Genomic DNA, 23,246 nt, shown 5'->3' with positions numbered 1-23,246 from the left:
ATGATTACATTAAATTTAATGAATTCAACTGAATTCAAGGAGTACCTTAATTCTGCAATTAAAAGCTATGCAGATAATAACGTTCAATCTGGTAATTGGAGCGAACAGGAATCTTTCAGTAAGGCAACGGAACAATACGCACAACTTTTGCCGGATGGCGAGAAAACCGCTAATAACAAATTATTTACAATTCGTTCTGATGGCCAAGAGGTTGGAATGATTTGGCTAGCATTGAAACCAAACAACAAAGGATTTATCTACGATATAAAAATTAGGGAAGATTACCGAGGACGTGGATTTGGCAAGCAAGCGATGGAAGATATAGAAAAGGTGGGAAGAGAATTTGGCATAAAGAGTATAGGACTTCACGTCTTTGCTAATAACCAAATAGCGCGTAGTTTATATGAAAAGTTAGGCTATAAAGAAACGAGCATCGTAATGGCAAAAGAAATATAAACTCAATATCTTGTTCAACTAACTGGGAACTATAGTTGAACAATCAGAGAGCAGTTCGCCGCGGCCGGCAGCTGCTCCTTTTTGTTGAAGTAACGGGCAGATTAGTTTACTTGTGATATGCTGAACCCTATCACAAGTGACAGCGAAAAATACGGGAACGATCAGTAAAAAATGTTATTTACCGATCGTTCTCATTATGGTATAGTACTCGATGTGGAATAAAGAAAGGGGAAGGAGGAGAACATAATGCCTAGAGTGAAGGAATTTGATGAGGACGAAGTTCTGACGAAAGCGATGCATTTATTCTGGGCACAAGGCTATGAGAAGACATCCATCAACGACCTGGTCGAGAATATGGGCATCCATCGCAGAAGCTTGTACGATACGTTTGGAGACAAACATCAATTGTTTCTAAAAGTCATCGACCGTTATTGCAAGACCTTGCTCGGGCACTTTGATTCAGGCGTTACTCGCGCCAAAAGCGCAAAAGAAGCTTTGCGTTTTCTATTTGACTATATGGTTGAAGGAAACGAAGAGAAGCCGCTGGGCTGCTTGCTCGTTAATATGGCGGTGGAGCTTGCTCCGTGGGATCCCGAAGTGGACGTTATGGCTGAAGAAAGCTTTGACCGGACGGAACAGCTTATTGCCGGACTGATCCGAAAGGGACAGGAAAACGGAGAGTTCGCCACGACCCATGACGCAAGCGAACTTGCGGCGAATATTCATAACACGATGGTGGGGCTGCGCGTACTTGCTCGAACCTCCGCCGACAAAGAGAAGCTTTACCGCATAGCCGATTTTACAATGGCGATGCTTAATGCCTAAGTAAAGCTTTTTTTTTGCCAATATTAGAACGATCGATCTCAAATAAAAAGGAGAAATTACGATGAGTAAAGTGTGGTTTATTACAGGAACTTCGACAGGATTTGGCCGCCATTTTGTGGAGCAGCTGCTTCAAGCGGGAGACAAAGTCGTTGCAACGGCGCGCAGACTTGATGCTATTCAGGATTTTAAAGCGTTGGCACCGGATCGTGTCCATCTTGCTGCTCTGGATGTGACCAAGAAGGACCAAATTCAAGCCGCCGTTCAAGAAGCCGTTGACGTATTCGGGCAAATCGACATTGTCGTGAATAATGCGGGATACGGACTTTTCGGCATGCTGGAAGAGTATACGGATGAACAAATCCGGAAACAGTTCGACGTTAACTTGTTCGGCGTACTGGATGTCATTCGCGCGACGCTTCCCGTGTTCAAGCGTCAAGGCTCGGGGCATTACATTAATTTCTCGTCTTTCTTCGGAGAAGTGTCCTATCCGCCGTTCAGCCTTTACGCCGCTTCCAAGTTTGCGGTCGAAGGCTTCTCTGAGTCATTCGCACAGGAATTCGCAAGCTTCGGGATCAAGACAACCATCGTGGAACCGGCCGTGTTCGCAACCGAGTTTATCGGACACTCGATGGACCGCTCCGTGATGAAGCCGGAGTACCTGCCGTATTACGAAGCTTTTCAAAAAGGATTTTCGAACGTCAAGATCGGCGATCCGGCCAAAGCGGTGCAATATATTATTTCCGTCATTAAAAGCGGTAATGTGCCGCTCCGGCTGCCGGTTGGATCTTATTCTGCAGACACGATTCGCGAATCGTATAACAATAAGCTGAAAGAGCTCAGCGTATGGCATGAGCGTTCGGCTGAAGCGGATTGATGATAGTTCTGTTTGAAGACGAGATCCTCCAAATGTAGATTGTTAATTGAGCCATCTTATTAATGAACACTTGAGGAGGAATCTTGCATTCGAAGGTGAGCGCTTCGCCTAGTCCGCTACGTACGCAGCTACCCGGAACAGCTGCCTTTCCTGCGCGACCTGGTGGGCCGGAGGCTACACGAAAGCCAGCTCCAGCCGTTAATGAAGGTGAACCGTATCATAAGTAAGGAAAAGAGCCGTAGATGAAATGCCCCCTTAGAATAGCCCTTTTGCCGTAGATGCAGGGGGCTATTTCTGTTACGCCTTCCATGAACTAATTTTACTAAATCTTAAAATGGTGAAACCATTGAGCTAAGCACTACCCTTCACTTTTGTTAATCTATCCAATGATACGGTGAACCGTACCACAAGTCGTTGAACTAACGGGAGACGATAGTTGAGGGGTCTGCTTCGCGGGGATAACGGAGTCAAAGAACGGGAAACGATAGTTCAATCCAAATATGCTAGCTTTCTCGTCCTAGTCTAATAATGAAACATAAAATGGAAACAAACGTCTATTGATATGGATTGTTTTTCATGGAAGGATGGAGCAAATATGAAAAGATATTTGATTGCACTTACGTTTTTGGTTTTGTTTAGCTTTATTAGCACCATTATTTCAAGTAAAACATATGCTTGTAGTTGTGGTTTTCAACCAGACCCCCATAAAGCATTAGAAGAATCCAAAGCTGTGTTTTCTGGTAAGGTTCTTGAAATCAAACTACAGGTTATTGATGTAGATGGGATTCTTGAATCTAAAAAAGCTGTTTTATTTGATGTAGACCAAACATGGAAAGGGATTTCTCAAACACAAGTTTTAGTTAATACAAATTTTGGGGAATCATCTTGTGGGAATGAATTTAAAGTTGGTCAAACCTATCTTGTTTTTGCTAGTAATAACGACAATAATAAGAATACTATACAGACAAGCACTTGTTCATTAACAAAGGAATTTTCAAATTCAAATTTGGAACTTAATAAGATTGGACAAGGCGTAAAGCCAATAGAAAATGTAAATTTAAAAGATACAATGAATAAGATGGAGTATTCGAATAAGCTGGCTTATGTCAAAATGGTGTATCATCGCTTGGTTAAATATCATCTAACACAAGTAATTTTGGTTGCGTTGATTGTGGTTATTGGAATACTGGTGATAAAAAAGAGAAGTAATTCGTAATTATTAAAATAGTCAATTGTTACGCTAACGGCGAACGATAGCTGAATATAAGTGGAAAAAGAAGTTCAAAGACCTGATACTACATAAACTTGGGGGATAAGCGAATGGACAGCGAAGCACTAGAACTTTATAAAATATTCATTGATGATTTAGTCAAGCTACACCCAGGTGTGCTCCCTCGCTGGATAATGGGAGATGGTTGGCCTAAAACGGTTGAGAATGAAAAGGTCAACAAAGTCTTAGGCGAGCTAACTACAGAGCAAAAAGAAGTATTTGCACTAATTGCTCAATCTGCTCGCGATGGTGGGATCCATGATGTTCTTGTATATTTAACCGATCAGATTAACCTTGAAGGCTTTGAGATTGCAAAGAATGGGGTTAAGATGGCAACAGAACCATTTGGTTCCGAAATGTATTTTGATTGGGTTTGCAGAAGAGAAGGCGATGAATGGCCGGATTCAAATAAGTGAAAGTGGTATAATGCCAAGCCATTAAACTAACGGAGAAACGATAGTTCAATATCAAAAGGGCTGCCGTGTGGCAGCCCTTTGCCCCGCTAACGGGCAGGATAGTTGAATGATTTCGCGAATAACTTAAGTCATGACGAATTTACGAAGTTCGCAAAAAAGACGTTAGCCGAAAGAAGTTCTTAGTTTAGGAGGAGTCTATATGATATTAGAAAAAGTTATAAATAGAATTGTAATACAAAGTGAATATAAGGATTTTGTTGATAAGTATATAGATAATATACTTACCGAATTTAAAGGTAAGATTCATAGCATTTATATGTGTGGCTCGATTCCAAAAGGAACTGCTAAACCTTTTAAGTCAGATGCAGACTTTACTATTGTATGTGTAAATCCCAAAGATATTGATTACGAAAGATTGTCAAATATTAAAGACAGGCTTTTGGAAGAATATCCAGTAGTAACTAAGATTGATACGATAATTTGCTCGATTGACGATGTATTAAGTAAACCAAATGAGTGGGGTTTTTGGGTAAAGATAATTTGTGTTTGCATATATGGTCATGACGTTGGTGAAAAAGTACCACCGATAATTATTTCTCCAGAGTTCATTTTAGACTTAAATACAGAGACCAAGGAGGAAGTAGATCGTATACATAGTTTACTTTCTAATGCTAGTGATAACACAATGAAAACTAGATATATTAAAGGTTACTCTAAGAGATTAATTCGTGCATTATACTCTTTGGTTTTAGAAGATACAGGTGTATGGCAAGATGACATTATTAAGATGAAGAATGCCATATTAAACTATTGTGAGATTGACTCCGCTTTAGTTGATTATCTGTATGCTCGTTACTTGGATAGTAATGTACTTGTTGAAGAGTTTCTGGGAATTGCAGATGAAGTATATAGCTATTTTGAGAACGCCTTAAATGCAATGGCTGCTTCCAGAACTTCTTTCGGCTAACACCATATTGACGCTCCGGGTCACTCTGAGAAGCGAGTGACCACATCCAGCCCCCTAAGCCCGTCGGGACGTCACTGCATTAGGTGTTCGGCAAGCCTCACAACTATAAGCAGCGACTCTAATTAAAACATAAGACTATTGAGCTAACGGGATACGTTAGATCAATTAATAATATTTTGAAACGGTGATGATTACATGGACAGAACTGAGCTATTACTTGAACAGTATGGTTTAGAACCAATGAGACAACACAGGGATATTCTTAAAGAGTTGCTGTCTAGCGAGTCTTTAAATGAGGAACGCGAGGATAATGAATACCTGAAAACACTTTGTATCCTTGTATATACTTATGGAATTGCAGAGGATACAGTGCAGATATGGAGGGCAAAAAATATTGATTTCGATACAGGTTGTTATATAGATGGGGAACTGCTTATAGGCGCGGGACTAGAAGAAACCATTTCATATTTAAAAACATTAAAGACGGCTGAAGCGGAAAAAGAGTTAGATTATCTCAAGAAGCTCAAAACGATAGGAAGGGATAAAGTTTTGGAGTTTTATAGGAGTTACTATGGATTAAGCTAACGGGAAACGATAGCTCAATAAGAATACAGGCTGACGGCATACTGGGTAACCTGTTCAAGACGGGAATCGCTTGCTGTTTCATTCTGGAAATAGAATAAAAAGAAAAATTAAGGGTTGCTTCAAACTAGGGAGGCTTTAAAATGGAATGCCATGTTAGCAAGGGAACAATTAACTATGAAGTATGTGGAGAGGGAAGCCCAGTTATTGTGCTACATGCGATGGGGACAGACCATCGATCTATGAAGGCTTGGCTAGAACCCATTTTTATGGAAAGAAAAGACTGGCAGAGAATCTATTTGGACATTCCCGCTCATGGCAAAAGTGCAATAACTGAGCAAGTAAAAGGTACTGAAGATATGCTTGATATGATCATTGAGTTTATTGATGCAGTTCTTCCTGATCAGATGTTTTCAGTTATTGGAGCTTCATTTGGGGGTTATTTGGCACAAGGAATAGTACACAAAAAAAGAGAGTTAATAACAGGCATTTCCTTGATTGCCTCTGCTCTTCATTTACCAGGAACTGAAAGAACACTGCCTGCAAAGGTTGTTTTTGAAGTAGATAAAAGCTTATTTGGTGAACTTGATGATGATATTTTGAAAGCTTTTCAATTGCTTATGGTACATCAAAACAAATCAAATTTATTAACTTTCTTAAAAGATGTTCAGCCAGGACGATTGCTCGCTAATCGTGGTTTTTTAGCCTCTGATTGGAAGAAAGAAGGCTATTATTATAAGTTTGATCCTCTTGGCAATTTTGAAGAACTACAACAACCTACACTTATCGTTTTGGGGAAGCAGGATTCGATATGTGGTTATGAAGATCATATAAAACTTTTTGGGAAATACAGTCATGCATCGTTAGCAGTACTCGATCAAGCAGGACATATGATTCAAATTGAGCAAAGGGAAGTACTTATAAGTTTGGTGACGGATTGGCTATTCAGAATTGAAAAACAGCAATCATTTTCATTTCATTAAAAATGATTCTTTTGTTCAATTAACGGAAACAATTGCACAATGATAAACCAGGCTGCCGGCATATGGTAGCCTGCATTGGAGGGAAAAATGGGTTACATTTGTCCAGTTTGTGGTTATGAAGAATTAGAAAAGCAACCTTATGATGAAAAAGGTAATGAATCATTCGAAATTTGCGAATGCTGCGCTTTTGAGTTTGGCGTTGATGACATGCTATATACCTTTGAAACATACCGAAAGGAATGGCTATCTAACGGTGCGAAATGGTTGTTGCCTGCTACTAAGCATAGTGATAACTGGAACGCAGATGAACAACTAAAGAATATTGTGAAAATCAAACCAATGTACATTCCATACAATCGGCCACCAAAGCCCTAAGCTAACGAAAGAACGTTAGTTGACAAATGGGAGCTGATCGCTCCTGCCAGCAGTAAATTGTCGAATGACCTATTGAAACCACTACTATCAAGTAACAAAAGTGAGGAAGAATATGAATATTGTTCTTATAGGTATGTCTGGAGCTGGCAAGAGCACCTTAGGTGTGTTGCTTGCAAAAGCTTTAGGTATGGACTTCGTGGATACAGATATTGTTATACAACAACATCATGGAAGGTTGTTACAAGATATAATTGATAATGATGGTGTCGAAAAATTTATGGAAATCGAAGAAAGATCTGTGTCGGAGTTGCAACTAAAAAATTGCATTATATCAACAGGTGGAAGCGTTATATATTCAGAAAAGGCTATAAATAACCTTAAACAGGATGGTTTGATCATTTATTTACATGTCCCATATGAAGAAATCCAGAGGAGACTAATAAACGTAACAACCAGAGGCATAGTTATAAAGAAAGGAAACAGTCTTAAGGACGTTTACGAGGAACGAGTCCCTTTATACAAAAAATACAGTGATACAACACTTGATTGCTCAAATATGGATATTGAACAATGTATTAGCGAAATTATTGAGAAAATACAAGAAAGTCATTGAGATCGTTCAACTAACGGAAACGATAGTTAAATCCCAAACATCGAGGCTGCCGCGTGCAGCCTTTGTGCAAACGGGCAGCATAATTAAACCTTGACGGAAATATAGAGTGTTGGTTATTATTACCATAATATTTGTGATATGGAGAGAAACGAATGTTTAATTTGAGTTTGATACAACCACATCAACATGAGAAGCGTTAACCCATTCTTAAAAACAGGGATGGGTTAGCGCTCTTCGCGCTTCCCATCCTGCGATATACAACGCGCAGGACCAAGGGTCTAGCGCGTTTTTTGTTTCAGCAAAAATAGGAAACGGAGGAATTCAGAAATGGCAATCATGACAGATGCAAAAGGGAATATTTTCTTGGAATTCTTTGGAATTGAAGAGGATCAACTCAATACCACCGAACTCGATGCTCCATTAACACATGCATTAATTGTAGTGCAATATCAAGGGAAGTACCTATTCATGCATAATAAATGGAGAAACAGCTGGGAATTGCCTGGAGGTATTATTGAAGATGGAGAAACTGCTAAGCTATGCGTAATTAGGGAATTATTTGAGGAAACAAATCAAAAAATCGATGAAGTTTACTTTAAAGGTTTAATGAAATTTAGACTTCAACCCAGTTTCCATGGCCCTGAAAGAACAGAGTATGGAGCTTTGTTTTCAGGTCAACTAAGTCAACTTGATGATTTTGTTGAGAATGATGAAGCTAGGTGTATTATTTTATGGGATGGCACATCGGATATTGGGAAGATTAGCGAAATAGACAAAAAACTGATTGAGTTCGCCTAACTTATCATTGCGAGGGACGGGAACTATACTTCAATTTGTAATTTAAAAACAGGTGGTGCAACCATGATTTATCGACCTTCTAATGAGGATGAAATCCCTACAATTGCAGAACTAAAACTGAAGATGTTTGAAGAAGTAGGCATGTCACATTTACTCATTAGTAATTTTATCGAAGAAGTTATTTCTATTTATAGTACACTTTATATTAACGGAAAAGCTCAGCATTTTGTTATTGAAGAGAATAAACATGTAGTTGCGTGTGCTGGCGCGTTTATTAAGGAAGACATACCTTATAGTTTCTACAATGAAAGAAAATACGGTTTTGTCGGTGATGTTTATGTTGAACCGAAATTCCGGAAACTAGGATATGCAAAATTACTAACTAATGCAGTGTTAAATTGGTTTACCGAACAAGATATTCGTACGGTTAGGCTACTTGCTAGTCATAATGCTCGTCATCTATACGAATCAATTGGTTTTAAAGCTACGGACGAAATGGTTTTACGCATTGAGTGAATGTTATGCTTACGAGAGAACGTTACTAAAGTAGGGATCGCTGGCTGCCGTGCAGTCTGACGATCCCTACTTTGCTAACGGGCAGAATTCTTCCAGTATGTGTTAAAATAGAATACGAAGGTTGACTCTTCGTAGGGAGGAATTCAATTGAATATGTGGGTCGGTGCGGCAGCTTTATGTGTTAATTCTGACAGACAGATACTTATGGTTCTACAAGGTAAACCAGAAGAAGAAAAGCGATGGTCAGTGCCATCTGGGGGGAAAGAACAATATGAGACCCTGGAAGAATGTTGTATTAGGGAAGTTCATGAAGAGACTGGTTACAGCTGTAAGATAATTAAAGAAATAAAAAGTAAAGCAGGGGCATTTGATACAGTAGAATATCATGTTACATATTTCGAGATTGAAATTAAAGGCGGCAAACCAATAATTCATGACCCTGATGAACTAATATATGAAGTTGCTTGGAAGACCCCTGAGCAGTTAAATGACATAGACTTAACCTTTCCCGAAGATAAAGAGTTCTTGTTACAGTATATCGAACATAGGGCATAGAAGTAACGGATAACAATAGTTTGATAAAGTTCTTGCAAGAAGAGGGATCAATATGAAGATTATAGCTGCAACCGAGAAGGACTTTGAGTTCTTAAAAGACAGAGATCACCATCTCAAGGAGAAATTAATTTTATCTAAAATCAGGGATAGAGAAATTTACTTATTCCAAGATGAAAGTGCTGCAATCATCGGATGGATGCGTTACAGCCACTTTTGGGATAATACTCCTTTTATGAATATGATTTGGATCGAAGAGCCTTACCGCAATAAAGGGTTAGGGAAGAAAGCAGTCGATTTTTGGGAAAATGAAATGAAAAAACAAGGCTTTCAGTTGGTAATGACATCTACTCAAGCTGATGAAGATGCTCAACTCTTTTATAGAAAATTAGGTTACAAAGATTCAGGGTGCTTATTACTAGATACTCAACCATTGGAGATTCTTCTTGCGAAAAAACTGAACTAGAGAAGAACGATGAGTTAGGACTCTTCATTGAAGCAACGAGGATCGTTAGCTCAATAACAACATGTAACGAGAGTTCAATAACAACATGTAAAAGCAACCAGCCCAGGTGGATTGGTTGCCTTTTCTTAAGTAACAAGGATACTTCCAAAAGGTGTTGAATTAAGATTGGAGCATTGAAAACGACTTCTCGGGGGAGATGGTTTAAGTGAATGAATTTATAATTACAAAAGTGAATCATCTAGATACCCATAAGCTTAATCTGTTGGTTGAAGAGAGTATGAGCGAAGGATTTCGGCATCTCAAACGATTGGTAACCGATTATGAAGATGGAACCAATAAGTTCGATTTGGACGGGGAAGCACTCTTTCTAGCCATAAAAAATGGCGATATTGTTGGAATTTGCGGACTGAATCAAGCCCCACATTCAGAGAACATAGAAATTGGTCGTGTTCGCCGAATGTATGTCTCACCAAGTGTACGCCGATTTGGGATATGGCGGATGCTAATGGATTCAGTAATTGCAGAAGCTAGAAATTACTATCAAATCCTTGTATTAAAGACTGATAATCCTGTTGCTGATTTGTTTTATCGCTCAATTGGGTTTTCGGTAAAAGATGATTCTGAAAATGATACTCATTTACTCCAGTTGGCGTGAAGCTAACTGTGAACGATAGCGTAATAACCAGGGAGCAGCTCGCCACGCGAAAGCTGCTCCCTGGTTTCGTTAAAGTAAAGGGAGGAAAACGAAGAGAAGATATTGAAATAATTATTGTAATTTTTAGTTGGAGAATTACACTGTGAGGTATTACGCCGTATAAAATCAAAGGTGAAAAATGAACAAGAAAAAATCGATATTTTACTTTATCTTAGCTTCATTTTTATTCGGCGGAGCCATCTGTCTATTCAAGAGCATCTTTTGGACTTTATTCTTTTTAATATTTATTGGTTTCGTCTTAACACTCAAGATTTCAGATGAAAAAAGAAGTTTTGGGAAACAAATGTTTAGTGCCTGTTTAGGTCTTTTCTTTTTCGGCTGGATCGCCGTTTTGGTTATTCTGCTGATTAAAATATTCATGAGCTACTTATATTATTCGTTAATCTAACGGATAACTTTTCTTCAACAATATTTAGTACAGACGTGGTATAATTTGGGTAATGTTGGTAGTTATTGAGGTGATAAGGTGAATAAAATACTTCATCAATCTATGATTTCAATAAATAAAGCTGGACTAGTATTCACTGATGTTGATGGTAATCAGGTACGAATTCAATTCGATGATTGTAGAAAAAATTGGGTTAATTATGTAAACAGATCGACTGAATTCGATACATCCGACTTAAAAGAAGAAGAAACAAATTGTGTAGGTTGGAGAGATGCTTTTGATAAGGTGCCATACATTGAATTCTTCTCAGAACCAAAAACCCGATTCTTATTTCCTTATAGGAGAACCTTTTATGAATGGTTTCGAAACATGCATTCTCGTAAGGGTTATAAGCATTTCAGAAATATGTGTAATCAATTAAAAGAAAACGGATGGTCAACTTTTGACTTGGGATAGATAAAATTTATTTCCCTTTACGGGTAACGCTGTTCAATAACACACCAATGGGAGGCTGCCAAGGCAGCCTCCATTACGTTAACGGGCAGCATAGCGCAATATACAGATGAAAAATTGTGTCTACATATTTAATGTTTATTTTCCATGTGTTAGAATTTGGAAAAACGTGCGAGGTGATAAGTTTGGAGAGTTTGGATTCTCTATGTTCCAAGCTTGTTGATTATTTCAGAATCAATGAACTTGATAAAGATCCGAGTTTTAGTAAGTTTATTCCCAGGGTCTATGATCCAATATCATTTGATTGGAAAACATTTTTTGAGCCAGAATTTGTACGTAGATTCAATGGCTTAATGCTCCGCGGAGGTGAAGAGGTTAATAATGTTTTTCTAGCAGTATTCCCTACAGACGAGGTACTCGATCAATTTATTGAACAATCCATCGAAGGTGACATGTTATTTATGCATCATCCTTTGACTATGGAGTGTGGTGATCCAAAAGGGTTATGGGGCCGTGGATTTGTACCTATTGAGCATAAGCGACTAAATGCACTTAAGGAAAAAAAGTTATCCGTTTTTACTTGTCATGTGCCACTCGATTACCACGATTTTCTAAGTACCAATTTAGCGATAGCAGAATCTCTAAAAGTGATCAGAATTGTCGATCGTATTTATCAAGACGGGGATAAGTATTACGGCATCATATGTAAAATACCACCAACTGATACGAATGCATTAGAAAAGCAACTTCTACAAATATTCGATATCCCGTACATTGATTTTGAAGGTAAAAGGCACCAATTAATTACTGAAGTTGCTATCGTAGCAGGTTGCGGTGATCGTGTTAATGTTATGCAGGAAGCAGAACAAAAAGGTGTACAAGCTTATATATCTGGGGAGATTCACTGCCACATCGATAACGATTACGGTCGAACAAAGTATGAACAAATCAAGAATTATGCAGAAACATCAACGATGTCATTAATGGGGGTATCTCATTCCGTATCTGAATATCATGTTATGGAAACGCAACTTCAGAAATGGTTAAAAACAAATGTTAATGCAAATGTTTTTCTAATTAAACAGAGTAAATGGTGGGTGTAAAGGTTAACCCTATCAATAACTGTAAGATAAAGACTAATTAGTAAGAACGATATCGTATTACAGAAGGATAATAATATGTTTTTATAGAGGGGGAGAAATTTTAATGTTTACCCGTATAGCTCAGTTAATTGATTTTCTTTCGTTATTAGACAAATTTAAAACGATTGAACGTAAAACCTATGTATCGAACACGGTACGACGTGAAAATGATGCAGAACATACCTGGCACATGTGTATGTTTGCTCTTTTGTTACATAAGGAAATTGATTATGAAGTTAACTTAGAAAAAACTTTAAAATTGATTCTAATTCACGATTTAGTTGAGATCTATGCAGGTGATACATTCACCCATGATATTAAGGCACGTGTTGGGAAGAAGGTAAGAGAGGATGAAGCTGCTGAGATTCTGTTTGCACAGCTCCCAGAAGACTTCAGAAGCGAATTCAATGAGTTATGGGATGAGTTTGAATCAGGAGAGACACTCGAATCACAATTTGTTAAGACAATAGACAAGATGCAGGCTTTTGCCCAGAATGTCAATACAAAGGGAACGGTTTGGAAAGAAAATCAAATTGCACCTGAGAAGATATTAGCTTATAACGAAAGCTGGAGAAATCATAATGATTCCTTTTCGGAACTATTTAATCATCTATGGAGTTTCGCAAAAAAAGAAGGCTATCTTTATAATTCCGATGATAAATCAGCTAGTGAATTAACCTAACGGGTAACGATAGTTTATATAACCGCCTTCTCAACAGGCGGTATTTGTTTTGGACAAAATATACAACTAACATTACGGTAACCTTTTAATAAAGAAATGATTGTTATCTGGATTGTTGTAATTGGTTGTAAATGTATGTCCTGCATAAAATGTGCAAATATTTGGAAACATATCATGATGAAAATTGGTAGACTTGGGAGTGATTTATTGCTTTGAAAAAAATATTATTCCTTATTTGCATAATGTTTGTGATTTCTACACTGCAAAGTGAAAGTGTGATGTCCTATCCAATCGAACCTTACAAGTTAATCCAGACCATTGATTTTTCTTCGCCTGATCCAAATACTATGCATAAAGTGGAACTTTTCGATGCAGTCAACGATTTCCCGCGCGCAATTATTTTGAAAATTGATGGCAAAATAATCGATCGGAAAGGGTATGCGACAAGTAAAATCATGATTGGCGATGTGACAGCCGATAATCAGGATGAGATTTTCTTTTATCAATATGGAACAGGTAGCGCAGGGGAAATGGGGCTAAATGTTTACAGTGTAGTTAATGCTAATTGGAAGCAAATTTTTACTGACCCACGTATAACAACTTTACAGGATTACGAACGATTTAAGAGTGAATATTTAGAAGGAAAAAGCCTCCGGTTTTATGACAAAATAACTGGAATGACTGGCATTCTTGACATGACAGGATTTCTTTTTTCAGAAGAACAACTGCAAAAAATGAAATTTCAGTTGGATCCGATAGCTGAATATGTCATTCATAATGAAAACATCGGTTGTATAATCGAAACGGTACAATGGAATTTTGCTTTTTCCCATCCAATCTCGGTTTTTACCTTACATAATTTCTACCTTTATCAATTTGATAAAAAAGAATTTACACTATACGAATCAAAAATACTGGATGAAAAAGGCGCAATTTTGTCTGCGAAAAAGTATCTGTGAACTTAGCCTGTGAAAGTATGTAGTATATCGATTTTGTTAAGCTAAACATTCCTGTATAGCCTAAGAAATGGGCTTTGTCAAAAAAGGAGCGCCTCGGTATGATGGGTTTGTGCACGGGTTCGAAACCCAATACCATCAAGGAGGCGCTCTAACTATGAAGTTTAAACAAAACGATGGACAAAATCAACGTATTGAACGAATTTCCACCTCGCATCTTGTAGTAGGTATCGACATGGCGAAGGAAATTCATGTCGCGCAGGCTACTAACTTTCGGGGTATCGTTCTGGCCAAGCGACATCTATCATTTACGAACGACTTAGAAGGATTCGAAAGATTACAACGTTGGATGGATGAATTGCAACAGAAACACCGATTGAATACCCTAATCATCGGTATGGAGCCAACCGGACACTACTGGTTCAACCTGGCTAATTGGCTTGCCGACAAAGGCATAAACGTTGTCATGGTGAACCCAGCAACCACCAAACGAAATAAGGAGAACCGCGATAATTGTCCGTCCAAGAGTGATCCTAAGGATGCCCTTGTTATCGCAGACGTCGTCTGTCGAGGCTATTACTATGAATACACGAGACAGACTACCGTCTTTCAAAGGTTGCGGACGATGATGAGTGACCGGGAATTTTGGGTGACGAATAGTGTGCGGCTGCAGAACCGGATCATCCGTTGGTTAGATATTCGGTTCCCCGAGTATACCTCGGTGTTTAAAGACTGGACCTGCAAACGTTCCTTGGCTACTCTTAAAGATTTACCCTCACCGCTAGATCTTCAGTCACTGTCCGTATCCGAGGTAATTACAAGTTGGAGAAGGCATATGAAACGAGCTGGTGGTTCTACGGGTACTCAGAAAGCTGCGCAGCTTATTTCACAAGCTAAGCAGAGTGTAGGAGACAAGACAGCTCTTCATGAAGCCAAGCAAGATTTAAGGCGGTTATTAGAAGAGTTTGAGCGTATCGTTGAAATACTAGAAAAGATTGAAAAGGACACTCAAGCATTGCTAAAAGAAATTCCTATTGCCGATCAGCTTCGATCGATCAAAGGCCTAGGCACAATCTTCATAGCAGCCATTCTATCTTGTGCTGGCGACCTTAGGCAGTATGCACATGGACGTCAGTTATTGCGTAAAGCAGGTCTAAACTTGGCTGAAAGAATGTCAGGAAAACACAAGGGACAAATCAAACTTTCGAAACGGGGAGATGCTACGTTACGCAAATATTTGTATTTGGCGACAATCACACTCGTAGGAACGAATCCAGTCTTTCGACAGATGCACGAGAATAATGTTCAGATCAAGCAAATGAAGAAACAACAGTCCCTTTTTAAGCTGCTTGGAAAATTGGCTCGAATTCTGGTTGGCATTGTTCAAAGAGGAGAAGCATTTTTACCTGAAAAAGCTACCCCCAACTACGCTCCGGCAGCCTAAGACTTATTGTTGATAACGTAGATTGACTCATTCGCAGGATATTCACAAAGAAAGCACGGAGGACCGAGTTCGTTCTCCAAAAGGGCACAGACCCATCCGCTAAACGCTATCGGTCTCCACACCTTGGTCAGGTATAACGAAGGAATGTAAGGGCATAGACCCGTTGAGCCTTGGGAGGGTGAACCTCTAAGGAAATTGTGGAGTATGCGTGCAGTAGAGTATGAACTGGGGAAATATTCCACGTGTTCCTCTGTTCCCGTATGCCCAAAATATGAACCAACGGTTCTAACCAACTTAGTATCTGAACGATATTGATTTTAAAGGTGATGAAATCCTGCGAATGAGTGAGTATACGTGAGATAAACCCTTAAAACCGAGGGACGGAGAACGATAGCTTAATAACGGCATCCGGTGGGAGTCCTCTAGCCGTTAAGGCTTTTCATACAAGCGAAAATCAAATCGATTGCATGGAACATTATGTAAAGATTCCTCGTCAAATAAGCATATGAATGACAGGGGGTTCCGAAATGAAAGATAATTTTAGAAAAAGTAAACTTCTTGCGGCTGGCATACTGCTGGTACTGATTGTGACAGCTTGTGCCAAACATTCTGGAAATTCGATTTCATTGGAAAAACGACAAGTCGCAGCGGCCGGAGTTGATGTGCGTATCGTCAAAGCAAGCAACGAGTTCGGCATGCAGCTCCATCGGCAACTGGTTCAAACGGAGCAGAACAAGAAGAAAAACATATTCATTTCGCCAACCAGCATTTCTTTGGCGCTCGCCATGACTTACAACGGAAGTAAGGGGGAAACACAACTCTCAATGGCTAAGACTTTGGGCTGGCAGGCGTGTCCCTGGATGAAATGAATCGGGGCAACGAAAGGCTTATCTCCCTTTTGCAGCAGCCGGGCAGCGACGTTCAAGTGCGCATTGCCAACTCGATTTGGTCACGTAAAGGAAAACCGTTTCACAGTGATTTCACGAAAGCCAATCAAGCGTTTTACGACGCGAAAATAACTGAGCTCGATTTCAACAGTCCCAACGCTCCTGACACGATCAATGACTGGGTAAACAAGAATACCAATGGAAAAATTCCCAGGATGATCGAATCCATCGATCCCATGGAAGTTTTAATCCTGATGAATGCGGTCTATTTCAATGGCGGGTGGAAAAAGGAATTCCAACCTTCTGCAACGAAAGAAGAAAGCTTCAAACTGCAGGATGGTTCCACCAAGCAAGTGCAGATGATGACGCAGTCAGGCTCCTATGAATATTTGCAGGAAGAGGAATTTCAAGCCATTCGCTTACCTTACGGAGAGGGACAGATGGACATGCTGGTCATTCTTCCGGATGAATCTTCTTCACTGGATGCTCTCCATGACAAGCTTTGGGAGGATCCCAACCGCTGGCACGAATCGTTCCAGTCGAACCGGGGTGAAATCAAGCTTCCCCGTTTGAAGATCGAATACAGCGAAAAGTTGAAAGAACCGCTCAAGGCCATGGGCATGACGCTGCCCTTTGACGAAGTCCATGCAGATTTTTCCGGCATGGCCCCTGTTCCGCCCAACCTTTTCATCAGTGCGGTAACACACAAAACGTTCATCGAGGTCAATGAAAAAGGAACGGAGGCAGCTGCGGTCACTTCGGTACATATGGCAGGGGCTTCGGCACCAATCGATGAACCGTTCCAGGTGACGATAAACCGGCCGTTCTTCTTCGCAATTGAAGACCGCCAGACCGACGCATGGCTTTTTGTAGGTTCCGTGGTCGAACCATAAACGCCTGTACTTAAACTGCAACGTGTTACTCCACATCAACTGAGGAAAGAGTCTGTTTTTGCTTGGTAGATAAGGTGTTTATTAAACTAACGAAAAACGATAGTGGAGGAGCTTGCAGCGATGCAGCTCCTCTTTTTCATTGAAGGGCAGTTATCTTTAATGAAGTCTATCTTCCTCAATGTTCCTTAATATGGTAATGTGTTGCTATAACGGCAATATCTAAGAATAGAGGTTTCATATGGTGAAAAGTAAATTAGAGAGCCTTATTGACTCACAAGGTTATCCTGATGCTGAAGTAGCACCAATCGTTTCAGTTGAGGATTTTTTCACTGGTAATACAGATGAAAGTTCAATTGGATGCAACCTGATGAAACACCCAGGATTACAGCACTTTTATGAAGTTCTAACTATGATTCGGAATAAAGAAGAGGTTCAGGATGTATTTGTAGAAATTATGGAATTGGAAGAAGGAAGCGACTGGGCTTTCTCGGAGAGAATTTATATTCTAACCAGTGCAAGTCAGGGAGAAGTTGAGGAATGGGTCGGGTCCTTAAGTCCTTCCGATTTAGATACAGGTTATCAATACGGGGAACCAACAATTGCCCCATCGTTACTTCCTGGCTATCAAGTGTATTCGATTTGGTGGGATTAATCCTTACGGTTTAAGCTAACGGAGAACGTTACTTCAATAAGGACAGCGGCAGTCTAAGACTTTGTTTTTCAAGTCTTGGTCCGCCGCTGTTTCATTTTTATGGTCATTCTAATATCGTATTCTCTCTTAACCTACCGGTTAACTATGCTGAGTTTGCATTTCCTTAATGATTTCTAGAAACTGATTGACATCCTCGGAAGGATGTAAGGGATATAGCAAACCATAAGGTATTGTGAAGTCCAAAGGTCCAAGTCGCTAGGAATTGTCACTAAGGACGGATGAATGTCTGCCCATACATCCAATGTTAGTAAGACAACACCACTTTCCTCACATCGATTGAATACATCAATATCATAAAGGCGCGGAATATCTTTAATTCGGATTTTAGGGTGGTTCCTTATCAAAAAATCACGAATTTCATCAATTACAGCACTTCCTCCACCGTTTACTACAGCCAATTGCTCTCCATACAAATCTTTGACAGACATTGTTTTTTTAGAAGCCAGCCGATGGTTGCGAGATAAAGCAAAGCAAAAGCGATAACTTCCCAACTCAAGAACTCGGAAATATTCCTTCCAGTTCTCTGTAAGGGTTGGCCCTACAATGAAATCATAGTGTTTGCCAATAGTACGATAAGTGGTTGGGAGTGTATGTGAATCATCCTCAAAATGCACGATATTGATTTTGAACTGCGGAAATTGGTCGCTGACCTCATTCCACATATCCAACAAAACCTTGCAGGGATTAAGCATAGAGGTTCCCACGCGAATTACAAGCTGATTTGACTGTGCGGATTGACGCATGCGTAACAGAGCTTCTTGGAAATACTGCACCATAAATACCGCATCCTTGCTAAAGGATTTTCCAGCTTTGGTGAGTTCAATTCCATGGTTAGTACGGATCAAAAGAGGCATACCTACATGTTTTTCCAATAGATTCATTTGCTTCATCACAGCGGTTGGAGAAACAAATAATTTCTCAGCTGCCTTTGAGAAGCTACCGGACTGTACGACCTGAATAAAAGTGTTCAATTGTTCGTTCATTCAAAGAACCTCCCTGTTGCATAAACCAATGGTTGATACCATGCTAACTTATTTGAACTTCCGTATCAAGTTCTCCAACTGTAACATTAGAGATGAAAAGAGCAGAGCATTTTGAATCTTGCTTATTTCATTCATTGATTTAATTTTTCAGGACTGCTGGACCGCTTCTTCACAGAACCGGTTTGGCTAATCTCCTCCAAGAAAGGAACATTTATTATGGAAATTCGTGACAAGGTAGTTTTTATTACTGGAGCATCCGCTGGTATCGGCTTAGCCACAGTACGCAGCTTTGCCACTGCCGGTGCTAAATTAGCACTGGTAGCTCGATCTGCCGATGCACTAAATCATCTCGCCAAGGAATTGCAGAGCCAAGGTATTGACGCTGTCGCTATGCCGGCTGACGTGAGTGATCCTAAGCAAGTAGAACGAGTCATTGAGGACACGGTTCGCCGCTTTGGCCGCCTAGATGTGGTCATCAATAACGTAGGACAAGCTGTAGTTGGCAAGGTCGATGACCTAAATCCTGATGACTTCCGTAAGATCCTCGACCTTAATGTGCTAGGACCGTTAGCAGCTATGCAATCTGCGATCCCTGTCATGCGAGCGCAAGGGGGAGGGCTGATCATCAATATAAGTTCGGTGGTATCCAAGATGCATATTGCTGGATTGGGCGCCTATGCTGCAACCAAAGCTGCTTTGAACATGATTTCAGATACAGCTCGAGATGAATTAGCCTCAGATCAAATCCGTGTAATTACCGTCTATCCGCGCTCAACCGCAACGGATTTTGGTAAAAACGCTCTTGGTGCTCGTGAGCAACAGCGACAAGGATCTTCTTCTCCAACAGACACTCCTGAAAAGGTCGCAGAGAAAATCTTGGCTGCAGCTTTACATGAGCCAGACGAGCAATATATGGATTAATGAGCTTTTACTTTCATAAGGGATGCCCGGAACATTTTATTTGAAGCTCATAGTTGTCAAAGATATTAGTAACGATCATTACGCTATCGGTGAACTATAGTTTAATCATGATGACGGCAGCCGATCGGCTGCCGTTGTCTGTTGAAGTAATGGGCAGATTTACGCAACATTGTTGTCTTCGAAGAAAATTCAGATTCCCGCTTGACCCTTACGTAACGTAATGATTTATAGTTAACGTAAGAGCAGGACGAAACACGGGCCTACAGCCAAAAAATCGAACAACTAAATTCGAAATCGGAGGAGAAGCAAACATGAGAAAACTCGTATTGTTCATGCATGTGTCGCTGGACGGGTATGCGTCGGATTCGAACGGAGGACTAGATTGGATTCCGTACAACGAGGAATTAGAGAAATACGCCGAGGAGGTCGTAGCCGAAGTCGGCTCTCCCGTATACGGACGCACGACGTATCGGATGATGGAGAGCTACTGGCCCACGGTTCTGGACAATCCGAATTCGTCGAGGCACGGTATGGAGCATGCCAAATGGCTGCAGGATGTTAAGAAGATCGTCATTTCCGGCTCGATGGACATTGTGGAATGGAACAATACTATGCTGATCAAGGACAATATCGCAGAGGAAATCAAGGCGCTCAAGGAGCAGCCTGGCAAAAATCTCGTTATCTTCGGCAGTCCGGGGGCGGCGAAGACGTTGCTTGAGCTCGGCCTGATCGACGAATTCCTGCTGACGATTTGTCCGGTCATCTTGGGCGGTGGAAAATCGGCATTCCACGGCGACGGAGAGAAAATCAGGCTCAAGCTGCTGTCCAGCCGAACGCTCAAGTCGGGCATTATCGCGACCCGCTATGAGTTGGAGAAATAGCCGTGCCGTACAAGGTGTTCCACTAACGAAGAACGTTAGTTCAAGATCACCGTTAAGTAAATGTTACATAATTGAAATCCCAGTTAACGGGAAGTTCAATGCCGGGAATGAGCCCGGAACAGTTGGCAGAAGCGATGGCGGTCTCGAACCGAACCTTCAACTCCGCGAAAATTGTCATTTCGATGGTGCCCATTCTTATTTTGTATCCGTTTATCCAAAGATTCTTTGTTCAAGGGATTACTCTTGGTTCTGTAAAAGAATAGTATCCATGTCAAAAGGGCATCAATCGGCAGGAGAACCTGCTTGGTTGATGCCCCTTTTCAGGCGAATAACCGATTAACACTTTAACAAGAGTTGAACGCCGTAGGGGGCTATTTTGATTCGTTCTTGTAATTTGACACCGCTCATTGCATCTTGGTAGCAGCCTTTAAGCGGACATTCCACATGCTCATTGTTGTGATTAAGCAGCATAAGGTAAGCTTGACCGTTCTTCACTTTTTCGATAGCTTCGATACCATCGATGGGAGTAGTCAATGCTGTTGGAACTCCTTCTTCTTTCACGATTAGTTCCATTAAGGAGCCTAATGCTAATTGATCCAGGTCACAGCCAACATAGTAAACTCGTCCTTTTCCGTATGTGTTGACAGTTACTGCGGCTTCACCCGCATAATAATGGTTACCATAAGAGGCAATCGTTTTGGCACCAACGGTTTTCAAAACGTCGCACCATATAGAGGCAGTCCCTTGCCCGAAGGCTCCCTGAATACGAACCGTTCTGCCGAAGTTAACGGAGTCGAACTCTTCTAACTCAACGCCAGCCAGCTGCTTGAATAAACCGGGAACCGTCAATGTGGTCATCTGATTGTTCCATGTGCGGGTGCCTGAGCGGAAGGTAAGAATAAGAGCGCCGCCATTTTCGACATAAGCTTCGCATTTCGCTGCGATTTCTTCTGTTACGAGATTGAACGCAGGCATCATCACGAGCTTGTATTTGGAAAAGTCGCTCTCAACTCCAGTAACATCGAGATTTACGTGCTGTTTGACGACCGCCGTATAATAAGCGTCAAGCAAAGCATTGTAATTAAAATTTGCATTATGCGGCTGTCCGCGATGGCTCCAACAATTATCAAAGGATTTAATCAGAGCCACGGAGCTTATATTTTCAGAACCGACGATAAGATCGCTGAGGGCTGAGATTTCGGCGCCGATGGCTTTGATTTCTCTGTACCTTCTGCGGCCGATACCGTCATGGTCCAAAATGCCGTGCCAATACTGCTCGATGCCCACCGTGCAGGAACGCCAACGGAAGTAAATCATGGCCTCAGCTCCGTGCGCTACCGCTTGGTAAGTCCACAATCGAAGCTGTCCGGGTTCAGGCGTATCGCCCAGCATATGCCAGCCGCAGGGACCACTTTGCTGTTCCATCATCCAGAAGTTCTTGTTCTTGAGACCCCGCATTAAATCATGGGCCATCGATACTTGACTATAGGAGGATTTGCCCCACATATTGTTCGGATAGTTATCCCAGCAGACAACATCTAGATCGCGGGCAAGGTCAAAATAGTCTAACTCGCTGAAGTGACCCATCAGGTTATGTGTAATTGGCAGGTCGGTGCAAGCTCGAATCTCTTCAATCTGCAGACGCTGGTATGCTACCGTTGCATCCGAGAAGAAACGTTGGTAATCAAGCAGCAGGCCAGGATTATGATTATAAGGTGTAGACAATAACTGACGGGCGCCGGCATTTTGGCTGAAGCCATCGCTGGACGAATAGGTAGGAAGGATGATTTCGTCCCAATGTCTGTAAGTGTGGCTCCAGAATACCGTGCCCCACTCTGTATTCAGCTTATCAATCGTACCATATTTGTGCGCCAGCCATACTCGGAAGGCCTGCAGACAGCTCTTGCAATAGCATGCTCCGCCAAATTCATTATCTATTTGCCAGGCAACCACATGTGCGTGATCCTTGTAATGCTCGGCCATCCGTCTTGCGATAAGCACTGAATATTGTCTGTAAATTTTGTTATTAGGGCAATAATGTCTTCTTGTTCCAAAGCCTTTCGTAAGCCCATAGACATCTACCGGATACATGTCCGGATATTTATCCATCAGCCATTTAGGTGCGGCAGCCGTAGGTGTCCCGAGAATAATTTGTATGCCTTCCTTCGTTAGTACCTCAATAGCGCGATCAAGCCAAGTGAAATCGTAAAAGCCATCTTCAGGCTCCATCAGCGCCCAAGCGAACTCAGCCAGCCGGACGGTGTTCATTCCCGCCTCACGCATCATTTTTGCATCCAGAGGCCACCGATCCTCAGGCCAGTGTTCTGGATAATAATCTACGCCAAACCACATATATGGCACATCCTTTCAGACTACATATAGGACTATTTTGTTGATATAATAGTGCTTAATTCATATTTTATTCATAATCAACGTGGTGGTAAATCACATAATTTTGCGATGAATAGTATTATATTGCGATATTCAGGAGTTGTT

Annotated in this window: 28 protein-coding genes; 26 read left to right on the top strand and 2 right to left on the bottom strand. The window is 40.9% G+C overall.

Annotation, left to right across the window (positions count from 1 at the left end; translation table 11 throughout):
• The 23 genes from QFZ81_RS14875 (at window position 1) to QFZ81_RS14765 (ending at window position 17,905) form a co-directional block, all read left to right on the top strand.
• Window positions 1-456, top strand: a complete 456-nt coding sequence (locus QFZ81_RS14875) for a GNAT family N-acetyltransferase (RefSeq protein ID WP_307603257.1) — start codon at window positions 1-3, stop codon at window positions 454-456.
• Window positions 457-702: 246 nt separating this feature from the next.
• Entirely contained in the window at window positions 703-1,281 is a 579-nt protein-coding gene (locus tag QFZ81_RS14870) for a TetR/AcrR family transcriptional regulator (RefSeq protein ID WP_307603255.1), read from the top strand.
• Between the two features lie 61 nt (window positions 1,282-1,342).
• Window positions 1,343-2,155 carry an SDR family NAD(P)-dependent oxidoreductase gene (locus QFZ81_RS14865; RefSeq protein ID WP_307603253.1) on the top strand — a complete coding sequence of 271 codons (813 nt, stop codon included), beginning with the start codon at window positions 1,343-1,345 and terminating at the stop codon, window positions 2,153-2,155.
• A gap of 595 nt (window positions 2,156-2,750) precedes the next feature.
• Window positions 2,751-3,371, top strand: a complete 621-nt coding sequence (locus tag QFZ81_RS14860) for a hypothetical protein (protein WP_307603251.1) — start codon at window positions 2,751-2,753, stop codon at window positions 3,369-3,371.
• Window positions 3,372-3,475: 104 nt separating this feature from the next.
• Entirely contained in the window at window positions 3,476-3,841 is a 366-nt protein-coding gene (locus QFZ81_RS14855; protein ID WP_307603249.1) for a DUF6547 family protein, read from the top strand.
• 199 nt (window positions 3,842-4,040) lie between these two features.
• Window positions 4,041-4,808, top strand: coding sequence for a nucleotidyltransferase domain-containing protein (locus tag QFZ81_RS14850; protein WP_307603247.1), 768 nt, complete (start codon window positions 4,041-4,043; stop codon window positions 4,806-4,808).
• Window positions 4,809-5,003: 195 nt separating this feature from the next.
• Window positions 5,004-5,393: a hypothetical protein gene (locus tag QFZ81_RS14845; RefSeq protein WP_307603245.1), complete on the top strand. Its 390-nt coding sequence runs from the start codon at window positions 5,004-5,006 to the stop codon at window positions 5,391-5,393.
• A gap of 140 nt (window positions 5,394-5,533) precedes the next feature.
• Window positions 5,534-6,373 (top strand): alpha/beta fold hydrolase, encoded by an 840-nt coding sequence (locus tag QFZ81_RS14840; RefSeq protein WP_307603243.1) that lies wholly within the window; start codon window positions 5,534-5,536, stop codon window positions 6,371-6,373.
• A gap of 87 nt (window positions 6,374-6,460) precedes the next feature.
• On the top strand, window positions 6,461-6,748 hold the full coding sequence (locus QFZ81_RS14835) for a hypothetical protein (RefSeq protein WP_307603241.1): 288 nt from the start codon (window positions 6,461-6,463) through the stop codon (window positions 6,746-6,748).
• Window positions 6,749-6,860: 112 nt separating this feature from the next.
• Entirely contained in the window at window positions 6,861-7,361 is a 501-nt protein-coding gene (locus QFZ81_RS14830; RefSeq protein ID WP_307603239.1) for a shikimate kinase, read from the top strand.
• A gap of 327 nt (window positions 7,362-7,688) precedes the next feature.
• Window positions 7,689-8,159 carry an NUDIX domain-containing protein gene (locus QFZ81_RS14825; RefSeq protein ID WP_307603237.1) on the top strand — a complete coding sequence of 157 codons (471 nt, stop codon included), beginning with the start codon at window positions 7,689-7,691 and terminating at the stop codon, window positions 8,157-8,159.
• A 63-nt stretch (window positions 8,160-8,222) separates the two neighbouring features.
• Window positions 8,223-8,675 carry a GNAT family N-acetyltransferase gene (locus tag QFZ81_RS14820; protein ID WP_307603235.1) on the top strand — a complete coding sequence of 151 codons (453 nt, stop codon included), beginning with the start codon at window positions 8,223-8,225 and terminating at the stop codon, window positions 8,673-8,675.
• A gap of 147 nt (window positions 8,676-8,822) precedes the next feature.
• The gene (locus QFZ81_RS14815; RefSeq protein ID WP_307603233.1) at window positions 8,823-9,230 is read left to right on the top strand and encodes an NUDIX hydrolase; all 408 of its coding nucleotides are present in this window, start codon (window positions 8,823-8,825) and stop codon (window positions 9,228-9,230) included.
• 52 nt (window positions 9,231-9,282) lie between these two features.
• A complete protein-coding gene (locus QFZ81_RS14810) occupies window positions 9,283-9,693 on the top strand; it encodes a GNAT family N-acetyltransferase (RefSeq protein WP_307603231.1) in 411 nt (136 codons plus the stop codon).
• Window positions 9,694-9,898: 205 nt separating this feature from the next.
• The gene (locus QFZ81_RS14805; protein WP_307603229.1) at window positions 9,899-10,348 is read left to right on the top strand and encodes a GNAT family N-acetyltransferase; all 450 of its coding nucleotides are present in this window, start codon (window positions 9,899-9,901) and stop codon (window positions 10,346-10,348) included.
• A gap of 526 nt (window positions 10,349-10,874) precedes the next feature.
• Window positions 10,875-11,252, top strand: a complete 378-nt coding sequence (locus QFZ81_RS14800; RefSeq protein ID WP_307603228.1) for a hypothetical protein — start codon at window positions 10,875-10,877, stop codon at window positions 11,250-11,252.
• Between the two features lie 182 nt (window positions 11,253-11,434).
• The gene (locus tag QFZ81_RS14795; RefSeq protein WP_307603227.1) at window positions 11,435-12,352 is read left to right on the top strand and encodes a Nif3-like dinuclear metal center hexameric protein; all 918 of its coding nucleotides are present in this window, start codon (window positions 11,435-11,437) and stop codon (window positions 12,350-12,352) included.
• A 103-nt stretch (window positions 12,353-12,455) separates the two neighbouring features.
• The gene (locus QFZ81_RS14790; protein ID WP_307603226.1) at window positions 12,456-13,073 is read left to right on the top strand and encodes an HD domain-containing protein; all 618 of its coding nucleotides are present in this window, start codon (window positions 12,456-12,458) and stop codon (window positions 13,071-13,073) included.
• A 212-nt stretch (window positions 13,074-13,285) separates the two neighbouring features.
• Complete coding sequence (locus QFZ81_RS14785; RefSeq protein WP_307603225.1) at window positions 13,286-14,032, top strand: hypothetical protein; 747 nt, start codon at window positions 13,286-13,288, stop codon at window positions 14,030-14,032.
• Between the two features lie 154 nt (window positions 14,033-14,186).
• Window positions 14,187-15,473 carry an IS110 family RNA-guided transposase gene (locus tag QFZ81_RS14780; protein ID WP_307602321.1) on the top strand — a complete coding sequence of 429 codons (1,287 nt, stop codon included), beginning with the start codon at window positions 14,187-14,189 and terminating at the stop codon, window positions 15,471-15,473.
• 527 nt (window positions 15,474-16,000) lie between these two features.
• Window positions 16,001-16,342: a serpin family protein gene (locus QFZ81_RS14775; protein WP_307603224.1), complete on the top strand. Its 342-nt coding sequence runs from the start codon at window positions 16,001-16,003 to the stop codon at window positions 16,340-16,342.
• The gene (locus tag QFZ81_RS14770) at window positions 16,339-17,253 is read left to right on the top strand and encodes a serpin family protein (protein WP_307603222.1); all 915 of its coding nucleotides are present in this window, start codon (window positions 16,339-16,341) and stop codon (window positions 17,251-17,253) included. Before QFZ81_RS14775 ends, QFZ81_RS14770 begins: the two co-directional genes overlap by 4 nt.
• 238 nt (window positions 17,254-17,491) lie before the next feature.
• On the top strand, window positions 17,492-17,905 hold the full coding sequence (locus tag QFZ81_RS14765; RefSeq protein ID WP_307603220.1) for a hypothetical protein: 414 nt from the start codon (window positions 17,492-17,494) through the stop codon (window positions 17,903-17,905).
• 173 nt (window positions 17,906-18,078) lie between these two features.
• On the opposite strand, the gene QFZ81_RS14760 is transcribed toward QFZ81_RS14765, so the two are convergent.
• Complete coding sequence (locus QFZ81_RS14760) at window positions 18,079-18,948, bottom strand: LysR family transcriptional regulator (protein WP_307603218.1); 870 nt, start codon at window positions 18,946-18,948, stop codon at window positions 18,079-18,081.
• 216 nt (window positions 18,949-19,164) lie between these two features.
• On the opposite strand from QFZ81_RS14760, the gene QFZ81_RS14755 reads away from it, so the two are divergent.
• The 3 genes from QFZ81_RS14755 to QFZ81_RS14745 all read left to right on the top strand — a co-directional run bounded on the left by QFZ81_RS14755 (window position 19,165) and on the right by QFZ81_RS14745 (window position 21,013).
• Window positions 19,165-19,869: an SDR family NAD(P)-dependent oxidoreductase gene (locus QFZ81_RS14755; protein ID WP_307603216.1), complete on the top strand. Its 705-nt coding sequence runs from the start codon at window positions 19,165-19,167 to the stop codon at window positions 19,867-19,869.
• Between the two features lie 311 nt (window positions 19,870-20,180).
• Window positions 20,181-20,750, top strand: a complete 570-nt coding sequence (locus QFZ81_RS14750) for a dihydrofolate reductase family protein (RefSeq protein ID WP_307603214.1) — start codon at window positions 20,181-20,183, stop codon at window positions 20,748-20,750.
• 98 nt (window positions 20,751-20,848) lie between these two features.
• Window positions 20,849-21,013: a hypothetical protein gene (locus tag QFZ81_RS14745; protein WP_156390090.1), complete on the top strand. Its 165-nt coding sequence runs from the start codon at window positions 20,849-20,851 to the stop codon at window positions 21,011-21,013.
• Between the two features lie 73 nt (window positions 21,014-21,086).
• Here the strand turns inward: QFZ81_RS14745 and QFZ81_RS14740 are convergent, their stop codons facing one another.
• Window positions 21,087-23,102, bottom strand: coding sequence for a beta-galactosidase (locus QFZ81_RS14740; protein WP_307443624.1), 2,016 nt, complete (start codon window positions 23,100-23,102; stop codon window positions 21,087-21,089).
• Window positions 23,103-23,246: the final 144 nt, after the last annotated feature.

This window comes from Paenibacillus sp. V4I9 (assembly GCF_030817295.1).
Lineage (GTDB): Bacteria > Bacillota > Bacilli > Paenibacillales > NBRC-103111 > Paenibacillus_E.
The sequence above is the reverse complement of the archived record's forward strand: the minus strand, read 5'-3'. Positions and strand labels throughout refer to the sequence as shown.